General features: G+C 65.8%; 16 protein-coding genes. 6 read left to right on the top strand and 10 right to left on the bottom strand.

Going from position 1 to position 14,821, the window contains the following annotated elements:
* Window positions 1-58: 58 nt before the first annotated feature.
* Entirely contained in the window at window positions 59-571 is a 513-nt protein-coding gene (locus FOZ70_RS23375; protein WP_021163776.1) for a winged helix DNA-binding protein, read from the bottom strand.
* 148 nt (window positions 572-719) lie between these two features.
* On the opposite strand from FOZ70_RS23375, the gene pxpB reads away from it, so the two are divergent.
* The 6 genes from pxpB to FOZ70_RS23345 all read left to right on the top strand — a co-directional run bounded on the left by pxpB (window position 720) and on the right by FOZ70_RS23345 (window position 4,898).
* Window positions 720-1,376 (top strand): 5-oxoprolinase subunit PxpB, encoded by a 657-nt coding sequence (pxpB, locus tag FOZ70_RS23370; RefSeq protein ID WP_059496547.1) that lies wholly within the window; start codon window positions 720-722, stop codon window positions 1,374-1,376.
* Entirely contained in the window at window positions 1,373-2,440 is a 1,068-nt protein-coding gene (locus FOZ70_RS23365; protein WP_059483932.1) for a biotin-dependent carboxyltransferase family protein, read from the top strand. Before pxpB ends, FOZ70_RS23365 begins: the two co-directional genes overlap by 4 nt.
* 70 nt (window positions 2,441-2,510) lie before the next feature.
* A complete protein-coding gene (pxpA, locus tag FOZ70_RS23360; RefSeq protein WP_059483934.1) occupies window positions 2,511-3,275 on the top strand; it encodes a 5-oxoprolinase subunit PxpA in 765 nt (254 codons plus the stop codon).
* A 635-nt stretch (window positions 3,276-3,910) separates the two neighbouring features.
* On the top strand, window positions 3,911-4,225 hold the full coding sequence (locus FOZ70_RS23355) for a hypothetical protein (RefSeq protein WP_219706862.1): 315 nt from the start codon (window positions 3,911-3,913) through the stop codon (window positions 4,223-4,225).
* 57 nt (window positions 4,226-4,282) lie between these two features.
* A complete protein-coding gene (locus FOZ70_RS23350; RefSeq protein ID WP_219706860.1) occupies window positions 4,283-4,531 on the top strand; it encodes a hypothetical protein in 249 nt (82 codons plus the stop codon).
* A 58-nt stretch (window positions 4,532-4,589) separates the two neighbouring features.
* Window positions 4,590-4,898 carry a hypothetical protein gene (locus FOZ70_RS23345; protein ID WP_111998588.1) on the top strand — a complete coding sequence of 103 codons (309 nt, stop codon included), beginning with the start codon at window positions 4,590-4,592 and terminating at the stop codon, window positions 4,896-4,898.
* Between the two features lie 20 nt (window positions 4,899-4,918).
* On the opposite strand, the gene FOZ70_RS23340 is transcribed toward FOZ70_RS23345, so the two are convergent.
* The 9 genes from FOZ70_RS23340 to FOZ70_RS23300 form a co-directional block, all read right to left on the bottom strand.
* Complete coding sequence (locus FOZ70_RS23340; RefSeq protein ID WP_219706858.1) at window positions 4,919-5,599, bottom strand: response regulator transcription factor; 681 nt, start codon at window positions 5,597-5,599, stop codon at window positions 4,919-4,921.
* A gap of 416 nt (window positions 5,600-6,015) precedes the next feature.
* A complete protein-coding gene (locus FOZ70_RS23335) occupies window positions 6,016-6,270 on the bottom strand; it encodes a hypothetical protein (RefSeq protein WP_124469190.1) in 255 nt (84 codons plus the stop codon).
* Between the two features lie 99 nt (window positions 6,271-6,369).
* Window positions 6,370-7,515 carry a TraB/GumN family protein gene (locus FOZ70_RS23330; RefSeq protein ID WP_048026611.1) on the bottom strand — a complete coding sequence of 382 codons (1,146 nt, stop codon included), beginning with the start codon at window positions 7,513-7,515 and terminating at the stop codon, window positions 6,370-6,372.
* Window positions 7,508-8,524 (bottom strand): peptide ABC transporter ATP-binding protein, encoded by a 1,017-nt coding sequence (locus tag FOZ70_RS23325; RefSeq protein ID WP_059863533.1) that lies wholly within the window; start codon window positions 8,522-8,524, stop codon window positions 7,508-7,510. Before FOZ70_RS23325 ends, FOZ70_RS23330 begins: the two co-directional genes overlap by 8 nt.
* Window positions 8,521-9,519, bottom strand: coding sequence for an ABC transporter ATP-binding protein (locus tag FOZ70_RS23320; RefSeq protein ID WP_021163769.1), 999 nt, complete (start codon window positions 9,517-9,519; stop codon window positions 8,521-8,523). Before FOZ70_RS23320 ends, FOZ70_RS23325 begins: the two co-directional genes overlap by 4 nt.
* Window position 9,520: 1 nt before the next feature.
* Entirely contained in the window at window positions 9,521-10,438 is a 918-nt protein-coding gene (locus FOZ70_RS23315) for an ABC transporter permease subunit (RefSeq protein ID WP_021163768.1), read from the bottom strand.
* A gap of 4 nt (window positions 10,439-10,442) precedes the next feature.
* Entirely contained in the window at window positions 10,443-11,453 is a 1,011-nt protein-coding gene (locus tag FOZ70_RS23310) for an ABC transporter permease subunit (RefSeq protein WP_011353491.1), read from the bottom strand.
* A gap of 110 nt (window positions 11,454-11,563) precedes the next feature.
* On the bottom strand, window positions 11,564-13,192 hold the full coding sequence (locus FOZ70_RS23305) for an ABC transporter substrate-binding protein (protein ID WP_021163767.1): 1,629 nt from the start codon (window positions 13,190-13,192) through the stop codon (window positions 11,564-11,566).
* 319 nt (window positions 13,193-13,511) lie between these two features.
* On the bottom strand, window positions 13,512-14,819 hold the full coding sequence (locus FOZ70_RS23300) for an MFS transporter (protein ID WP_021163766.1): 1,308 nt from the start codon (window positions 14,817-14,819) through the stop codon (window positions 13,512-13,514).
* Window positions 14,820-14,821: the final 2 nt, after the last annotated feature.

Genomic DNA, 14,821 nt, shown 5'->3' with positions numbered 1-14,821 from the left:
CGGCGCATTGCCGCGCGCCACGGCCGGCGCAACCCCGGCCCGCCCCCTACCCGACCGCTTACAGCGACGCCGCCGCGCGCGCGGCCGTGTCGTACAGGCCCGATGCGTTGCGCAGCAACTGCGCCGCGTCGCCGATCTGCTCGTTGGTGAGCCCGCTGTCCTTCAGCGTCTCGATCAGGCAGTGCTCGCGCACCTCGCGGTACTTCAGGCACAGGTCGCGGCCCGCGTCGGTCGCGAAGAAGAACACTTCCTTGCCGCTCTTCTCGCTCTTCACATAGCCGCGGGCGATCAGTTTTTTCAGCGCATAGGTCGCGACGTGCGTATCCTCGATATTGAGCACGAAGCAGATGTCGGCGAGCTTCTTCTTGCGTTCACGGTGGCTGACGTGATGCAGCAGCGACACCTCGACCGCCGTCATGTCCTTCGCGCCGGCCGCCGACATGCAGCGCACCATCCACCGGTTGAACGCGTTGCCTGCCATGATGAGCCCGTATTCGAGCTCCGACAGCTCCGCGCTCGAATCGGAAACGAGGTGTTCGGATGACACGATCTTGGTCGCAGGACGCTTCATGTAAAGACGGAGCAAGCCGGATGACAGGGTGTGCCGAGTGTACGCCAGAAGCCCGGACATACGGGCTAGGCGAAAACGCTTATTGGGAAGTTGTCGATATTTTATTGACAATGTGCGCTAACATTGCCGTCCGAACCGTGCCAGTCCGATGACGCAACCCCGCATTTATCCGCTCGGCGATGCCGCCCTCGTCTGCGAGGTGCCGCCGCCCGCCACGCTCGATTGCCAGCGCCGCGTCTGGGCCGTTGCCGAGGCCGCGCGCGCGTGGCCCGACGTGATCGACGTCGTCCCCGGCATGAACAACCTGACCATCGTGTTCGACCCGCTCGCCGCGACGGCCGACTCGCTCACGCCCGCGCTGCGCGACGCGTGGGAAACGGCCGACGTCGAGCATGCGGACGGTCGCGAGGTCGAAATCCCGGTCGAGTACGGCGGCGCCGCCGGCCCCGACCTGGCGGCCGTCGCCGCCCATACCGGCCTGTCGGCCGACGAAGTCGTCGCGCGCCACGCAGCCGGCGCCTACGTCGTGTTCTTCGTCGGCTTCCAGCCGGGCTTCGCGTATCTCGGCGGGCTCGATGCCGCGCTGCACACGCCGCGCCGCGCGGCGCCGCGCCTCGAGGTGCCGGCCGGCTCGGTCGGCATCGGCGGCGCACAGACAGGCATCTACCCGGCCACGTCTCCCGGCGGCTGGCAACTGATCGGCCGCACGTCGCACGTGCTGTTCGATCCGGCGCGGCCGCAGCCGACGCTGCTGCTGCCCGGCGACCGCGTGCGCTTCACCATTGCGGGAGTCGACGCGCGATGACCCAGAACAACGCACCGGGCACCATCGAGGTGGTGCGGGCCGGCCCGCTGTCCACCGTGCAGGATCTCGGCCGCCGCGGCTCGCGCCATCTCGGCGTCGCGCAGGGCGGCGCGCTCGACAGCCTCGCGCTCGAGGTCGGCAACCGGCTGGTCGGCAACCGTCCCGACGCGGCCGCCGTCGAAATCACGATCGGCCCGGCCGCCTTCCGCTTCACGCGCGCGACCCGCATCGCGATCACCGGCACCGAGTTCGGCGCCACGCTCGACGGCCGGCGCGTATATTCGTGGTGGAGCCTGCCGGTCGAGGCCGGGCAGACGCTCGTGCTGCCGGCCGCGAAACGCGGGATGCGCGGCTACCTGTGCATCGCCGGCGGCATCGACGTGCTGCCGATGCTCGGCTCGCGCAGTACCGATCTCGCGTCGCGCTTCGGCGGCCTCGGCGGCCGCGCGCTGCGCGACGGCGATCGCCTCCCGGTCGGCGTGCTTCCGGCCGGGATGGGCTGCCTCGCGGCCGATGCGCCCGAATTCGGCGTGAAGGCGCCGGCGTGGTGCGCGTTCGCGCGCGTCGACGAGCCGCCGCGCCGCCACCGCCCCGCGCATGCGCCGTGGGCGATGCCCGTGCGCGTGCTGCCGGGCCCCGACTACGCGTCGTTCGCCGCCGATGCGCAGCAGGCGTTCTGGGACGAGGAATGGCTCGTCACGGCGAACAGCAACCGCATGGGTTATCGGCTTGCGGGCGTCGAACTCGTGCGCGAGCGGCCGGCCGAGCTGCTGTCGCATGCGGTGCTGCCCGGCACGATCCAGGTGCCGCCGAACGGCCAGCCGATCGTGCTGATGCACGACGCGCAGACCACCGGCGGCTACCCGAAGATCGGCACGGTGATCCGTGCGGACCTGTGGAAACTCGCGCAGGCGCGGCTCAACCTGCCGATCCGCTTCGTGCGCACGACACCCGACGCCGCGCGCGCCGCCCTGGCCGCAGAACGTGCCTACCTGCGGCAGATCGACGTGGCGATCGACCTGCGCGAGGAAGCGCGCCGCCGCGCCCAGTCGCGCGCGGCATGACGATGGCGGTAGCAGTACCGAAGGCAGTAGCAGCAAGAACGGGCCACGCAATCAGTGGACGAGGAACACCATGGAAATCGATCTGAATGCCGATCTCGGCGAAGGATGCGGATCGGACGAGGCGCTGCTCGACCTCGTCACATCGGCGAACATCGCATGCGGCTGGCATGCAGGCGGCGCGAATGCGATGCGCGACTGCGTGCGCTGGGCCGTGCAGAAGGGCGTGTCGATCGGCGCGCACCCGAGCTTTCACGATCCGGAGAATTTCGGCCGCAAGGAAATGCAGCTGCCGGCCGGCGACATCTATGCCGGCGTGCTGTACCAGCTCGGCGCGCTGTCGGCGATCGCGCAGGCCGAAGGCGGGCGCATCGCGCACGTGAAGCCGCACGGCGCGCTGTACAACCAGGCCGCGCGCGACCCGATGATCGCCGATGCGGTGGTGTCCGCGATCCGCGACTTCGATCCGTCGCTCGCGGTGTTCGGGCTCGCGAACAGCGTGTTCGTCGCGGCCGCACGGCATGCGGGGCTCGCCGCGGTGGAGGAAGTATTCGCCGATCGGGGCTACCGCGCGGACGGCTCGCTCGTGCCGCGCAGCCAGCCCGGCGCGCTGATCGACGATGAAGACGCGGTGCTCGCGCGCACGCTCGACATGGTGCGCAACCGTCAGGTGCGGGCACTGAGCGGCGAATGGGTGCCGCTCAATGCGCAGACCGTCTGCCTGCATGGCGACGGGCCGCATGCGCTCGCGTTCGCGAAGCGGATTCGAGCGGCGCTCGAGGCCTCCGGTGTCGATGTGGTGGCGCCGGGTGCGCTGCAGGCGGACGAGGGGACGTAAGCCATCCCCCGCCCGCAGTCCCTTGCTCCACGCGTAGCGCTTCTTGAGTGCAAGCCGCATCGCCTGCGTGCGTCGCGATAGCCTGAGCATCCGACGCGCCTTCACCGGTTGCCAAGTTTCTCCCATCGTCGAAAACGACAGATTTCGACCGCTCCCCGAAGTCTCCCTCTCGGCAAGCGCCTCCATTTGAAAGGCACGCTATTGCGACTCCTTTGACCTGCGCCCAAAAAATCGATCCGCCGGGGCCGCGGAGAAACTCACGCACACTACGCCAAAATCACGGAACGCCTTGTCTCAAAAAAAACCGTGAGAAATTCCATATTTTCTGACGACCGAACCGCTGTTAAGTTTGAGGGGAGACGGTCAATCGAATAGCGATCGGCTTGCTCGTATTTACAGGATACCTAAATTCAGGCGAGTTCTGACGCAAAACGAAACCAACCAAGCCAGCGGCGCAATTACCTGTACGCTCAATCCGAACCCGATCAATCTCGCCGACCTCGCGATCGCAACAGCGCTGGGAGCGCTGGCCGGCCCTCAAATGGCCATCCTGGCTGGCGGAGGGAATTTCCCTTCTCAAAGCTGGATTTGCCGGTTCTGATCGAGTCGAAGCCCCGACCAACCCGGCCGGGGCAATGTTCCTCCCCGACCTGACGAATCTTGATCAAAAAGCGCTCCAGCCAATGAAACTCCGCACGGTCACCGACATGCTGATGAGATACTGGACCTACGGCGTTTTTCTTGCTCCGCTAGCCCCCCGTTTCGGAGGCAACTGGAAGGGCATCATTCTTGCGGCAACCATCCGGACAGCGATAGTTTCGCTTCCCTATGCGATTCTGCTTCGCGCCTTCTCGTCACAAAAGACTTTCGGGTGGCTAATCGTCACCTCAACCGCGCTTCTCTACTCGCTCCGGGTCGAATTCCGATGGAGCCGCAAAAATCGACACTGACGTCACGCGTCGTGCAGAAACCCCAAACGAACTCAAACCGATGAAATTCCGACCGCAATGAACGCACTGAAACGCCCCCTGATTCGCCGGGTTCAGTTCAGTCCGCTTGCATCCCGCTTCGGAGGCGGCCGCACTGGAATTATCACGGCCGCCGCCGCGAAAACGGCGCTGTTCGCAATCATCAATGCTGTTGTTCTTTGCTTCAGCGACATCGGAACCCCTATGCCCTGGATCGCATCCACAGCGCCCATGTTTCTTGCCATGCTGGGAAGCGAAGTAGTCTGCCGCTGGGCCCATCGCCACTAGCCGCGACACGCGCCGGCTGATCGACCCTGTTTGTGCGACACCACCGAAACGATGTCCGTTGGACGAGATCGTCCGAATCGATCATGCGGCCCGTCAATCAATGAAAAACAAAACCCTCGCCGAAACGCTGAGAAAATTTGCCCGGTACGGCATCTTTCTCGGTCCTCTTGCTCCTCGTCTGGGAGGTGGGTGGATCGGCACCCTGGCTGGCGGAGCAGTCAGAGGTCTCATATTTTCCACACTATCCGCACTAGCGCTGTACCTGCTGGGCACCTGGGAACTGTTCAAATGGAGCGCGGGGGCCGTCGTATTCCTCGTGTATTCGCTGTTGCTCGAAATAGATCTCAGCCGGCCGCGACGACGCTGACAGCGGATCAACATGCTCGTTCACGCCGACATCGCACCACGCTTGCGGGCAACCGGCTCGCCCGATCCGCTCTGCCATCCCTCACCTTCGCATGCATCGATCATCCCGAGCGCGAGTGCCCGCGTAATGGCGTGTGTGCGATTCCTCACACCCAGTATCCGCATCGCGCTCGCAATGTGATTGTCGACCGTGCCGATGGCCAGACTCAGCATCACCGCGATTTCCTTCGTCGAATACCCCGCGCAAAGCAACTGCAGAACATCCTGCTGGCGCGCCGTCAACCGCATGCCCGCCGCGATTTCCGGAAACGCAGGGCGCCCGTCGAGTATCGACTGCAATGCGCCGGAGAACACGCCGAGCGGTGCATCCTTGACGACGTACGCGATCATGCCGAGGCGCTTCGCCTCGGCGATCCACGACGGCCGCGCGCCGGCCGTGACGATCGCGCATCGATCGGCAATACCCGACGCGTGAAACTGTCGTGCCAGCGCCAGCCCGCCGCGGGGCATCTCGAGATCCACAAGAATCCGGAACCACGCGGGCACCCGACGAAAAGCATCGATCGCACCGACTGCACTGTGACAAACCGTAATGTCGAGCCGGTTGTCGAGGTCAACGAGCACCCCGCCGATCGCATCCGCGACGATCGGGTGCCCATCGACCACCAGCACCGGCAGGCGCTCGCGTCCTTCTCGTTGCATCCGTCCACTCCTGTTCGCACCTGAGGCAGAACGTCGACGGTGCCATCGCGGGCATCTCGAAACAATCGCATACCGTCCAATCCGCCAATCCGTGGACCGTAGTGCACGCCCGATGCGCGTGCAGCGTGCGATTCGACGATGGAACAGATGCGCCCGCAGGCGGTGTATGGATCATGCCGGCGTGCCCGGCAAGCGAGGGGGCGATGCGCAGCAGCGCATCAGGACGCGCGCGATCGCGATCGGAACGGATCGGCGGCACAAAAGAAAAAAGCGCCCTCGTGGCGCTTTTCCGTTGGCGCAATCGCTGCGGCTTCGCCGTCTGTCGATTCGCCCCCCGAAACCGTCTTTCGACGGTGACCGGAAAAATCTTCCGGATTAAAAAACGTCCGCCGCCGCCCGATCACTGCATTCCCCGGTCAGACGACGGAACGTTGCTTATCTGCAAGTCGGCCTGCATGCATGTTTTGTCCGACGATGATTGGCCCCGCCGTGCATGCAGACACTCCGCGGCCGGCACGTGCTTCACGTGCCGGCAACGCTAACCCCGCGCTTATTTCTGCTACCCCGTAGAACTTATCTATTCTTTTCATTTTTTCAACTTGTGGGGTGAAGAATAGATATTGGCGGAACGGGATGTCAATCGTTTTAAACGCTATTTTCCGACGATTCAAGGGTTTTCCTTATCGATTGCCGCCCACGCGCACGCGTTTCGCCGCGGGTGCGCGAGGCCAATCAAACAGGGGAAGATCGGTGCGGGCCGTCGGGCGCGATCAGTTCGCGTCGACCCGGTATCCTTGCTGGCGCAACAATTCGAGCACGCCGCGCGGGCCACCCAGATGCAGCGCGCCGATCGCGACGAACAGCGGCCGGTTCGGTGCGGCGATTGCCGTCATCCGTGCAACAAAGCGGCGGTTGCGCTCGTACACGATCTTGTTGTCGATCGACGCCGACAACACCTTCGAACGCGCGAGCCGTTCGCTCTTCGCGACGGCCCACGCCGAGATCGCATCGGCGTCGCCAATTCGCCACAGTCGATGCAGCGCCTTGATGTCGTCGGCGTTCTGCGCGGGCGTCTGCACCATGTCCTGCGCGAGCATCTCGCGCTGCTCGGCGAGCGTCAGCCCGGTGAACGCGCGCATCTGTTCGGCGAGCGTCTCGAGCCCGATCACGCGGCCGCCCTTCTTCTTCAGGAACACGTTCTGCAACTGCGCCTCGGTGCCGTATTCGGTCTGCAGGCCGGCCGACAGCGAATCGTAGGTCTCGACGACGAGCGCCGCGAGCCACGGCCGCATCTTGCGGATCTCGGCGAGCGCGGCCGGGTTGCCGCGCAGGCGCGCCGCGAGCCGCTGCCACAGCGGCTCCGGCAGCAGGCGCTGCAGGCACGGGTAGCGGCATACGCCGTACTTCGACACGTCGTCCTGCGATTCGAGCAGGTCGTCGGGCGACAGCTCGAGCGCGAGCGTCGGCGACGCGGCGAGCGCCGCGAGAATGCGCGGCCGGAACGGCTGCGCGCTCGGGTAATCGGACGGATCGCCCGTGTGCAGCGTGCCGAGCACGTAGAGCGTGACACGCCCCTTGGTCGCGACGTAGAACGGCATGCGCGCGGGCTGCACGCGCACCGCGCCGCTCGCGACCGTGCCGTTCGACACGGCGGGTGCATGAAAGCCCGGCAGGCTCATGCCGGGCGGCGGGACTTGCGACGGATGGATCGGTGAAGTGGCCGGCGCGCGCCCTTCGGCGCGCGCGGATTCGACGGGAACCACGAGGCTGGCCGCCACGCACGCGCCGGCCAGCGCCGCGCCCGTGACGGTACGCACGCCCCAGCGCCGCGCGTAGCGGTACGCGCGCATCACGCGCGCGCCGCTTGCCCCCGCACGGCGCACGCCGGACGCGCGCGCCGCCATCACTTCAGGCATTCGCCTCCCCTACCTCCTCGGCCCGATGGCAGGCCACGCGCCGGCCGTCGACCTCGCGCAGCTGCGGCTCCTCCGCACGGCAGCGCTCGACCGCATACGGGCAGCGCTGGTGGAACGCGCAGCCCGACGGCGGATTGAGCGGCGACGGCAGTTCGCCCTGCAGCTTGATCTGCACGCGGCGGTCTTCCTCGAAGATCGCCGGCGTCGCCGACATCAGCGCGCGCGTGTACGGATGGCGCGGCCGCGCGTAGATCGTCGCCTTGTCGCCGAGCTCCGCGACGCTGCCGAAGTACATCACCATCACGTCGTCCGCGACGTGCTCGACCACCGACAGGTTGTGCGAGATGAACACGTAGCTCGTCTTGAACTGCTCCTGCAGATCCATGAACAGGTTCAGGATCTGCGCCTGGATCGACACGTCGAGCGCGGACACCGGCTCGTCGGCGACGACGATGCGCGGATCGAGGATCATCGCGCGCGCAATCGCGACACGCTGGCGCTGGCCGCCCGAGAACATGTGCGGATAGCGCTTCGCGTGTTCGGGCCGCAGGCCGACCGTGCGCATGATCTGCGCGATGCGCTGCGCGCGCTCGGCGGCCGTCAGGTTCGCGTTGATCTCGAGCGGCTCGGAAAGCGTCTGCTCGACGGTCTTGCGCGGGTTCAGCGACGCGAACGGGTTCTGGAACACCATCTGCACGCGGCGGCGCAGGTCGGCGACCGTCTCGCGGCTCGCGCCGGCGACGTCCTTGCCGTCGATCGTCAAGTGGCCCGCGGTGGGCGTCTCGATCATCGTGAGCTGGCGCGCGAGCGTGGATTTTCCGCAGCCCGATTCGCCGACGACGGCGAGCGTCTTGCCGCGCTTCAGCGAGAACGACACGCCGTTCAGCGCCTTCACCGTACCCTGCCCGAACATCCCGCGTTTCACCGAATAGTGTTTCGCGAGGCCGTCGGCCACGAGCACGGCTTCCTCGTCGTGCGGCGTGGCACGCGTCTGATTGACTGCATTCATCGTGCACCTCCCGTCAGGTCGAGGTTGGAAACATTGAGCGGCTTGATGCAGCGCGCACGCATCGCATCGTTGGCCGGCACCAGCGTATCGAGCGCCGGCCGCGCCTTGCGGCAATCGTCGACGACGTACTTGCAGCGCGGCGCGAACAGGCACCCGGACGGGCGATCATCGCGGCCCGGCACCATGCCCGGCAATGCGGCAAGGCGACGCGCCCCCTTATTGTGCTCGGGAATCGCGGCGAGCAGCGCTTCGGTGTACGGATGATGCGGCGCGCGGAAGATGTCGGGCACGCGATTGGTCTCGATGACCTCGCCCGCATACATCACCGCGACACGCTGCGCGACTTCCGACACCACGGCCAGGTCGTGCGAGATCAGCACGAGCGCCATCCCGCGCTCCTTCTGCAGCTTCACGAGCAGGTCCATGATCTGCGCCTGGATCGTCACGTCGAGCGCGGTGGTCGGCTCGTCGGCGATCAGCAGCTTCGGGTTGCACGCGACGGCCATCGCGATCATCACGCGCTGGTTCATCCCGCCCGACATCTGGTGCGGGAACGACGCGATGCGGTTCTTCGCATCGGGAATGCCGACCTGGTCGAGCAGTTCGAGCGCGCGCCGGTGCAGCGCGTCGCCGCGCAGCCCTTCGTGCAGCTTCAGCACTTCCTTGATCTGGTAACCGACGGTGTAGCTCGGATTCAGGCTCGTCAGCGCATCCTGGAACACCATCGCGATGTCCTTGCCGACGATCTTGCGGCGCGCTTTCGGCGATGCCTTCAGCAGGTCCACGCCGTTGAACGTGACCTCGTCGGCCGTCACCTTGCCCGGCGCGTCGATCAGGCCCATCAGCGCCATCATCGTCACGCTCTTGCCCGAGCCCGATTCGCCGACGACGCCCACCACCTCGCCCGGCGCGATCGACAGGTTGATCCGGTCGACGGCGGGCAGGCCGTTGAAGTTCACCGCGAGATTGCGGATGGTCAGTAGGTTCTCGCTCATGTCATGCCATCCGCTTCAGTTTGGGATCGAGCGCGTCGCGCAGCCCGTCGCCGAGCAGGTTGATCGCGAGCACCGAAATCAGGATCGACAGGCCGGGCATCGTCACGATCCACCATGCGTTGTCGATGTAGTCGCGCGCAGAAGCGAGCATTGCGCCCCACTCGGCGGTCGGCGGCTGCACGCCGAGGCCGAGGAAGCCGAGCGCGGCCGCGTCGAGGATCGCCGACGAGAAGCCGAGCGTCGCCTGCACGATCAGCGGCGCCGTGCAGTTCGGCAGCACCTGCGAGAACATCAGGCGCAGCGTGCCGGCACCGGCCACGCGCGACGCCGTCACGTACTCCTTCTGCAGCTCGCCGAGCGCCGACGCACGCGTGAGACGCACATAGGCCGGCAGCGCGACGATCGCGATCGCGAACATCGTGTTGGTGAGGCCCGGGCCGATGATCGCGACGACCGCGACCGCGAGCAGCAGCGACGGCAGCGCGAGCAGCACGTCCATGATGCGCATCACGGGCGTGTCGGCCCACTTCTGGAAGAACGCGGCGACGAGCCCGAGCACGATGCCGGGGATCAGCGCGAGCACGACCGACACGAAGCCGATCCAGAACGACATCCGTGCGCCGAACATCAGGCGCGACAGGATGTCGCGGCCCGCTTCGTCTGTGCCGAGGATGAATTGCCAGTTGCCGCCCGCGAGCCACGCGGGCGGAATCTTCACGTAGTCGCGGTATTGCTCGACCGGGCTGTGCGGCGCGAGCAGCGGCGCGAGCAGCGCGACCAGGATCAGCACGATCACGACGATCCCGGCGCCGACGGCGCCGCGGTTGCGCGAGAAGTTGGCCCAGAACTCGCGCAGCGCGAGCGCACGGCCGCCGGCCGGCGCGGATTCGCTCGGCAAGGTGTTTTGCAGATTGCTCATGGAATTACCTCGTGTGGCGGATGCGCGGATTCAGCACGCCGTACAGCAGGTCGACGACCAGGTTCACGACGATCACGAGCGTCGCGATCAGCAGGATGCCACCCTGGACGACCGGATAGTCGCGACGGCCGATCGCATCGATCAGCCACTTGCCGACACCGGGCCACGAAAAGAGGGTCTCGGTCAGCACGGCGCCCGCGAGCAGCGTGCCGATCTGCAGGCCGATCACGGTGACGACCGGGATCAGCGCATTGCGCAGCGCATGCACGACGACCACGCGCGCGGGCGACAGCCCCTTCGCGCGTGCGGTGCGGATGTAGTCCTCGCGCAGCACTTCGAGCATCGACGAGCGCGTCATCCGTGCGATCACCGCGAGCGGGATCGTGCCGAGCACGATCGCGGGCAGGATCAGGTGGCTGACCGCCGACTTGAACGAGCCTTCGTCCGGCGCGAGCAGCGCGTCGATCAGCATGAAACCCGTCGGATGCGGGAAGTCGTATTCGACGGCGATACGCCCCGACACGGGCGTCCAGCCGAGGTATGACGAAAACACCATGATGAGGATCAGCCCCCACCAGAAGATCGGCATCGAGTAGCCGGTGAGCGCGGTGCCCATCACGCCGTGATCGACGACCGAGCCGCGCCGCAGCGCGGCGATCACGCCGGCCGGCAGGCCGACCGCGAGCGCGAACACGAGCGCGCACAGCGACAGTTCGACGGTCGCCGGGAAGCGCGCGAAGAACTCGCCCGCGACGCTCGTGTTGGTGATGATCGACGTGCCGAGGTCGCCATGCAGCGCCCGGCCGATGTAGTGGAGGTACTGCATGGGCAGCGGCTGGTCGAGCCCGAGGCGTTTCATCGCCTCCGCATGCATCGCGGGATCGACGCCGCGCTCGCCCATCATCACTTCGATGGGGTCGCCCGGTATCAGGTGAATCAGCGCAAACGCCAGGATGGTGATGCCGATGAAGGTCGGGATCACCATCCCCACGCGGCGCAACACGAATGTGAACATGATGCGTCTCGTATTTTCTTGTGGGAAATGTGCGACCGGCGACGGGAAGCTTTTGGCCTCCCGCCGCCGGATGAATTAGCCGGTCTTCGCGACAGCTTACGACAGGCGTATTACTTCACGCCAACACCGTCGAAACGAGCATAGCCGAGCGGCTCGATACGCATGTCGACCACGTTCTTGCGCACCGGCTGGTAGACCGTCGAGTTCGCGATCGGCGAGAACGGCAGCTGTTGCGCGAAGATCTGCTGGGCCTGCGTGTAGAGCTTCGTCCGCGCGTCCTGGCCCGTCGTCGTGCGGCCCTTCTGGACCAGCTCGTCGAACGGCTTGTAGCACCAGTGCGAGAAGTTGTTGCCCTTGATCGCTTCGCAGCCGAGCAGCGTGCCGAGCCAGTTGTCCGGGTCGCCGTTGTCGCCCGTCCAGCCGATCAGCATCGTGTCCTGCTCGCCCGAGTGCGCGCGCTTGATGTACTCGCCCCACTCGTACGTGACGATCTTCGCCTTCACGCCGATCTTCGCCCAGTCGGCCTGGATCATCTCGGCCATCAGGCGGGCGTTCGGGTTGTACGCGCGCTGCACGGGCATCGCCCACAGCGTGATCTCGAAGCCGTTCGCATAACCGGCCTTCGCCAGCAGCGCCTTCGCCTTCGCGGTGTCGTACGCGGCCATCTTCAGGTTCTTGTCGTACGACCATTGGGTCGGCGGCATCGGCGCGGAAGCCGCCTGGCCGGCGCCCTGGTAGACGGATTCGAGGATCGCCTTCTTGTTGATCGCCATGTCGAGCGCCTGACGCACCTCGAGCTTGTCGACCGGCTTGTGCTCGACGTTGTACGCGAGGTAGCCGAGGTTGAAGCCTGCCTGCGACGGCATGTCGACACCCGAATCGGCCTTCAGCGTCGCGATGTCGGCCGGACGCGGATAGCTCATCACCTGGCATTCGTTGCGCTTGATCTTCTGCACGCGCACGCCCGGGTCGGGCGTGATCGAGAAGATCAGCTTCGAGATCTTCACTTCGCCCTTCTTCCAGTAATCAGGATTGCCGTCGAACCGGATCGTCGCATCCTTCGTGTAGCTGCGGAAGATGAACGGGCCCGTGCCGACCGGCTTCTGGTTGATGTCGGCGGCCTTACCGGCCTTCATCAGCTGGTCGCCGTATTCGGCCGACAGGATCGACGCGAATTCCATCGCCATGTTCTGGATGAACGGCGCATTCGGCTCGGCCAGCGTGAACTTCACGGTGTACGGATCGACCTTCTCGACCTTCGTGATCAGCTTGTCGAGGCCCATGTCGGTGAAGTACGGGAACGACACCGGGTACGCCTTGCGGAACGCCTGGTTCGGGTCGAGCATGCGCTGGAACGTGAACAGCACGTCGTCCGCGTTGAATTCACGCGTCGGCTTGAAGAAGTCGGTCGTGTGGAACTTCACGCCGTGGCGCAGGTGGAACGTGTACACCTTGCCGTCGGACGATACGTCCCATTTCTCGGCGAGGCCCGGCTCGACCTTCGTGCCGCCGCGCTCGAATTCGACGAGGCGGTTGTAGACGGTGAACGTGGCGGCGGTGAAATCGACGCCGGTCGTGAATTGCGCGGAATCGAAACCCGCCGGGCTGCCTTCTGAGCAGTAGACGAGCGTTTTGTTCGGAATCTGTGCGAATGCAGAACCCGCGACGCCGAGCGATGCCGCTGCCACGCCTGCAATGGCGGTAACACGCAGGGTGTGCAACAGACGATTGTATTCCATGTTTCCTCCAGGTCTCCAGGTCGGAACCGGCCCGCCAGGGGCCGGCGTACGCGGATATTACTTGAGCTAACGATGTGGCAACAAGCTGGAGAAAAAACTCCTCTACATGCCCGCGCGGGTTTGTGCCGATGTTTAGTGGGGGTAAAAAATGCGAAAACGCGCGCGAGCGACAATTCCGTTCATCTCGCGCAAGTTTCGTTCGACGACTAAACAATTCGGGCGCGAACACGAAGGCTCGATGCGCCGTTTCCGCGTGTTCCGCAGCACATCATTGCGTTTTGCGAAACGATCCGATAATCGTCTTCAAATCGTCATGTCGTCACGCGGGTGCGTCGAGATCGGCGCTGCGCGCGGGCACGAACGCGACCGCGACGATCGACAGCGCGATTCCCGCCATCACGTAGTAAGTCGGCGCGAGCGGCGTGCCCGTGACCTTGATCAGCCACGTGACGATGAACTGCCCGAAACCGCCGAACAGCATCACCGCGACGTTGTACGCGATCGACAGCCCGGTCGAGCGCACGTTGGCCGGGAACAGTTCGGCGATCATCGCGCCGAACGGCCCGTAGTAGCCCGCGAGCGTGATCGACAGCACGACCTGCACCGCGATCAGCCGCGCGATGCTCGGCGCCGCGTCGAGCCACGCGAACAGCGGATACATCAGCGCGAGCGTCAGCACCAGCGACCACAGCGACAGCCCCTTGCGGCCGATGCGGTCCGACCACGCGCCCGCGACCGGCGACAGCACCATCAGCAGCAGGTTGCCGGCGATCACCGCGTAGAACGATTCCGCGTAGGGCAGCTTCAGCTGCTTCACCGCGAAGGTCGGCAGATAGCTGATCAGCACGTAGATCGTCACCGTCAGCGCGATCACCGAGCCGAGCCCGCACAGCACCTCGCGCGGGTGGCGCGTGAACACTTCGCCGAGCGTCGCGCGGCGCGCGTTCTGCTGCGCATGCAGGAACGCTTCGGAATCGGCGAGATGGCGGCGGATGTAGAAGCCGATCGGGCCGATCACGAGCCCGAGGATGAACGGCACGCGCCAGCCCCAGCTGCGCAGTGCATCGTGCGACAGCCCGCGCGTGACGGCCGCGCCGACGAGCGCGCCGATCAGCAGCGCGGCCGCCTGGCTCGCCATCTGCCAGCTGCCGTAGAAGCCGCGTTTCGAGAACGGCGCGGCCTCGATCAGCAGCGCCGTCGCGCTGCCGAATTCGCCGCCCGCGGAGAAGCCCTGCAGCAGGCGGCCCAGCACGATCAGGATCGGCCCGCCGATGCCGATCGCCGCGTAGGGCGGCGCGACCGCGAGCAGGAAGATGCCGCCCGTCATCAACAGGATCACGAGGGACAGCGCGGCCTTGCGGCCGGCGCGATCCGCGTACAGCCCGAACACGATGCCGCCGATCGGGCGCATGAAGAATGCGACGCCGAACGTCGCCGTCGTCAGCAGCAGCGACGAATATTCGCTGGAGGTCGGGAAGAACAGCTCGGCGATCACGACCGTCATGAAGCCGAACACGGTGAAGTCGTACCACTCGAGCGCGTTGCCGATCACGGCGGCGAACACCGCGCGGCGGTTCAGCGCACGCTCGGGCCGAATCGTTTTCGTTGAATTCGCAATCGTCGCCATGC

Origin of the sequence: Burkholderia sp. COPS, from assembly GCF_019425585.1 — a bacterium.
Taxonomy (GTDB): Bacteria; Pseudomonadota; Gammaproteobacteria; order Burkholderiales; family Burkholderiaceae; genus Burkholderia; species Burkholderia cepacia.
The sequence above is the reverse complement of the archived record's forward strand: the minus strand, read 5'-3'. Positions and strand labels throughout refer to the sequence as shown.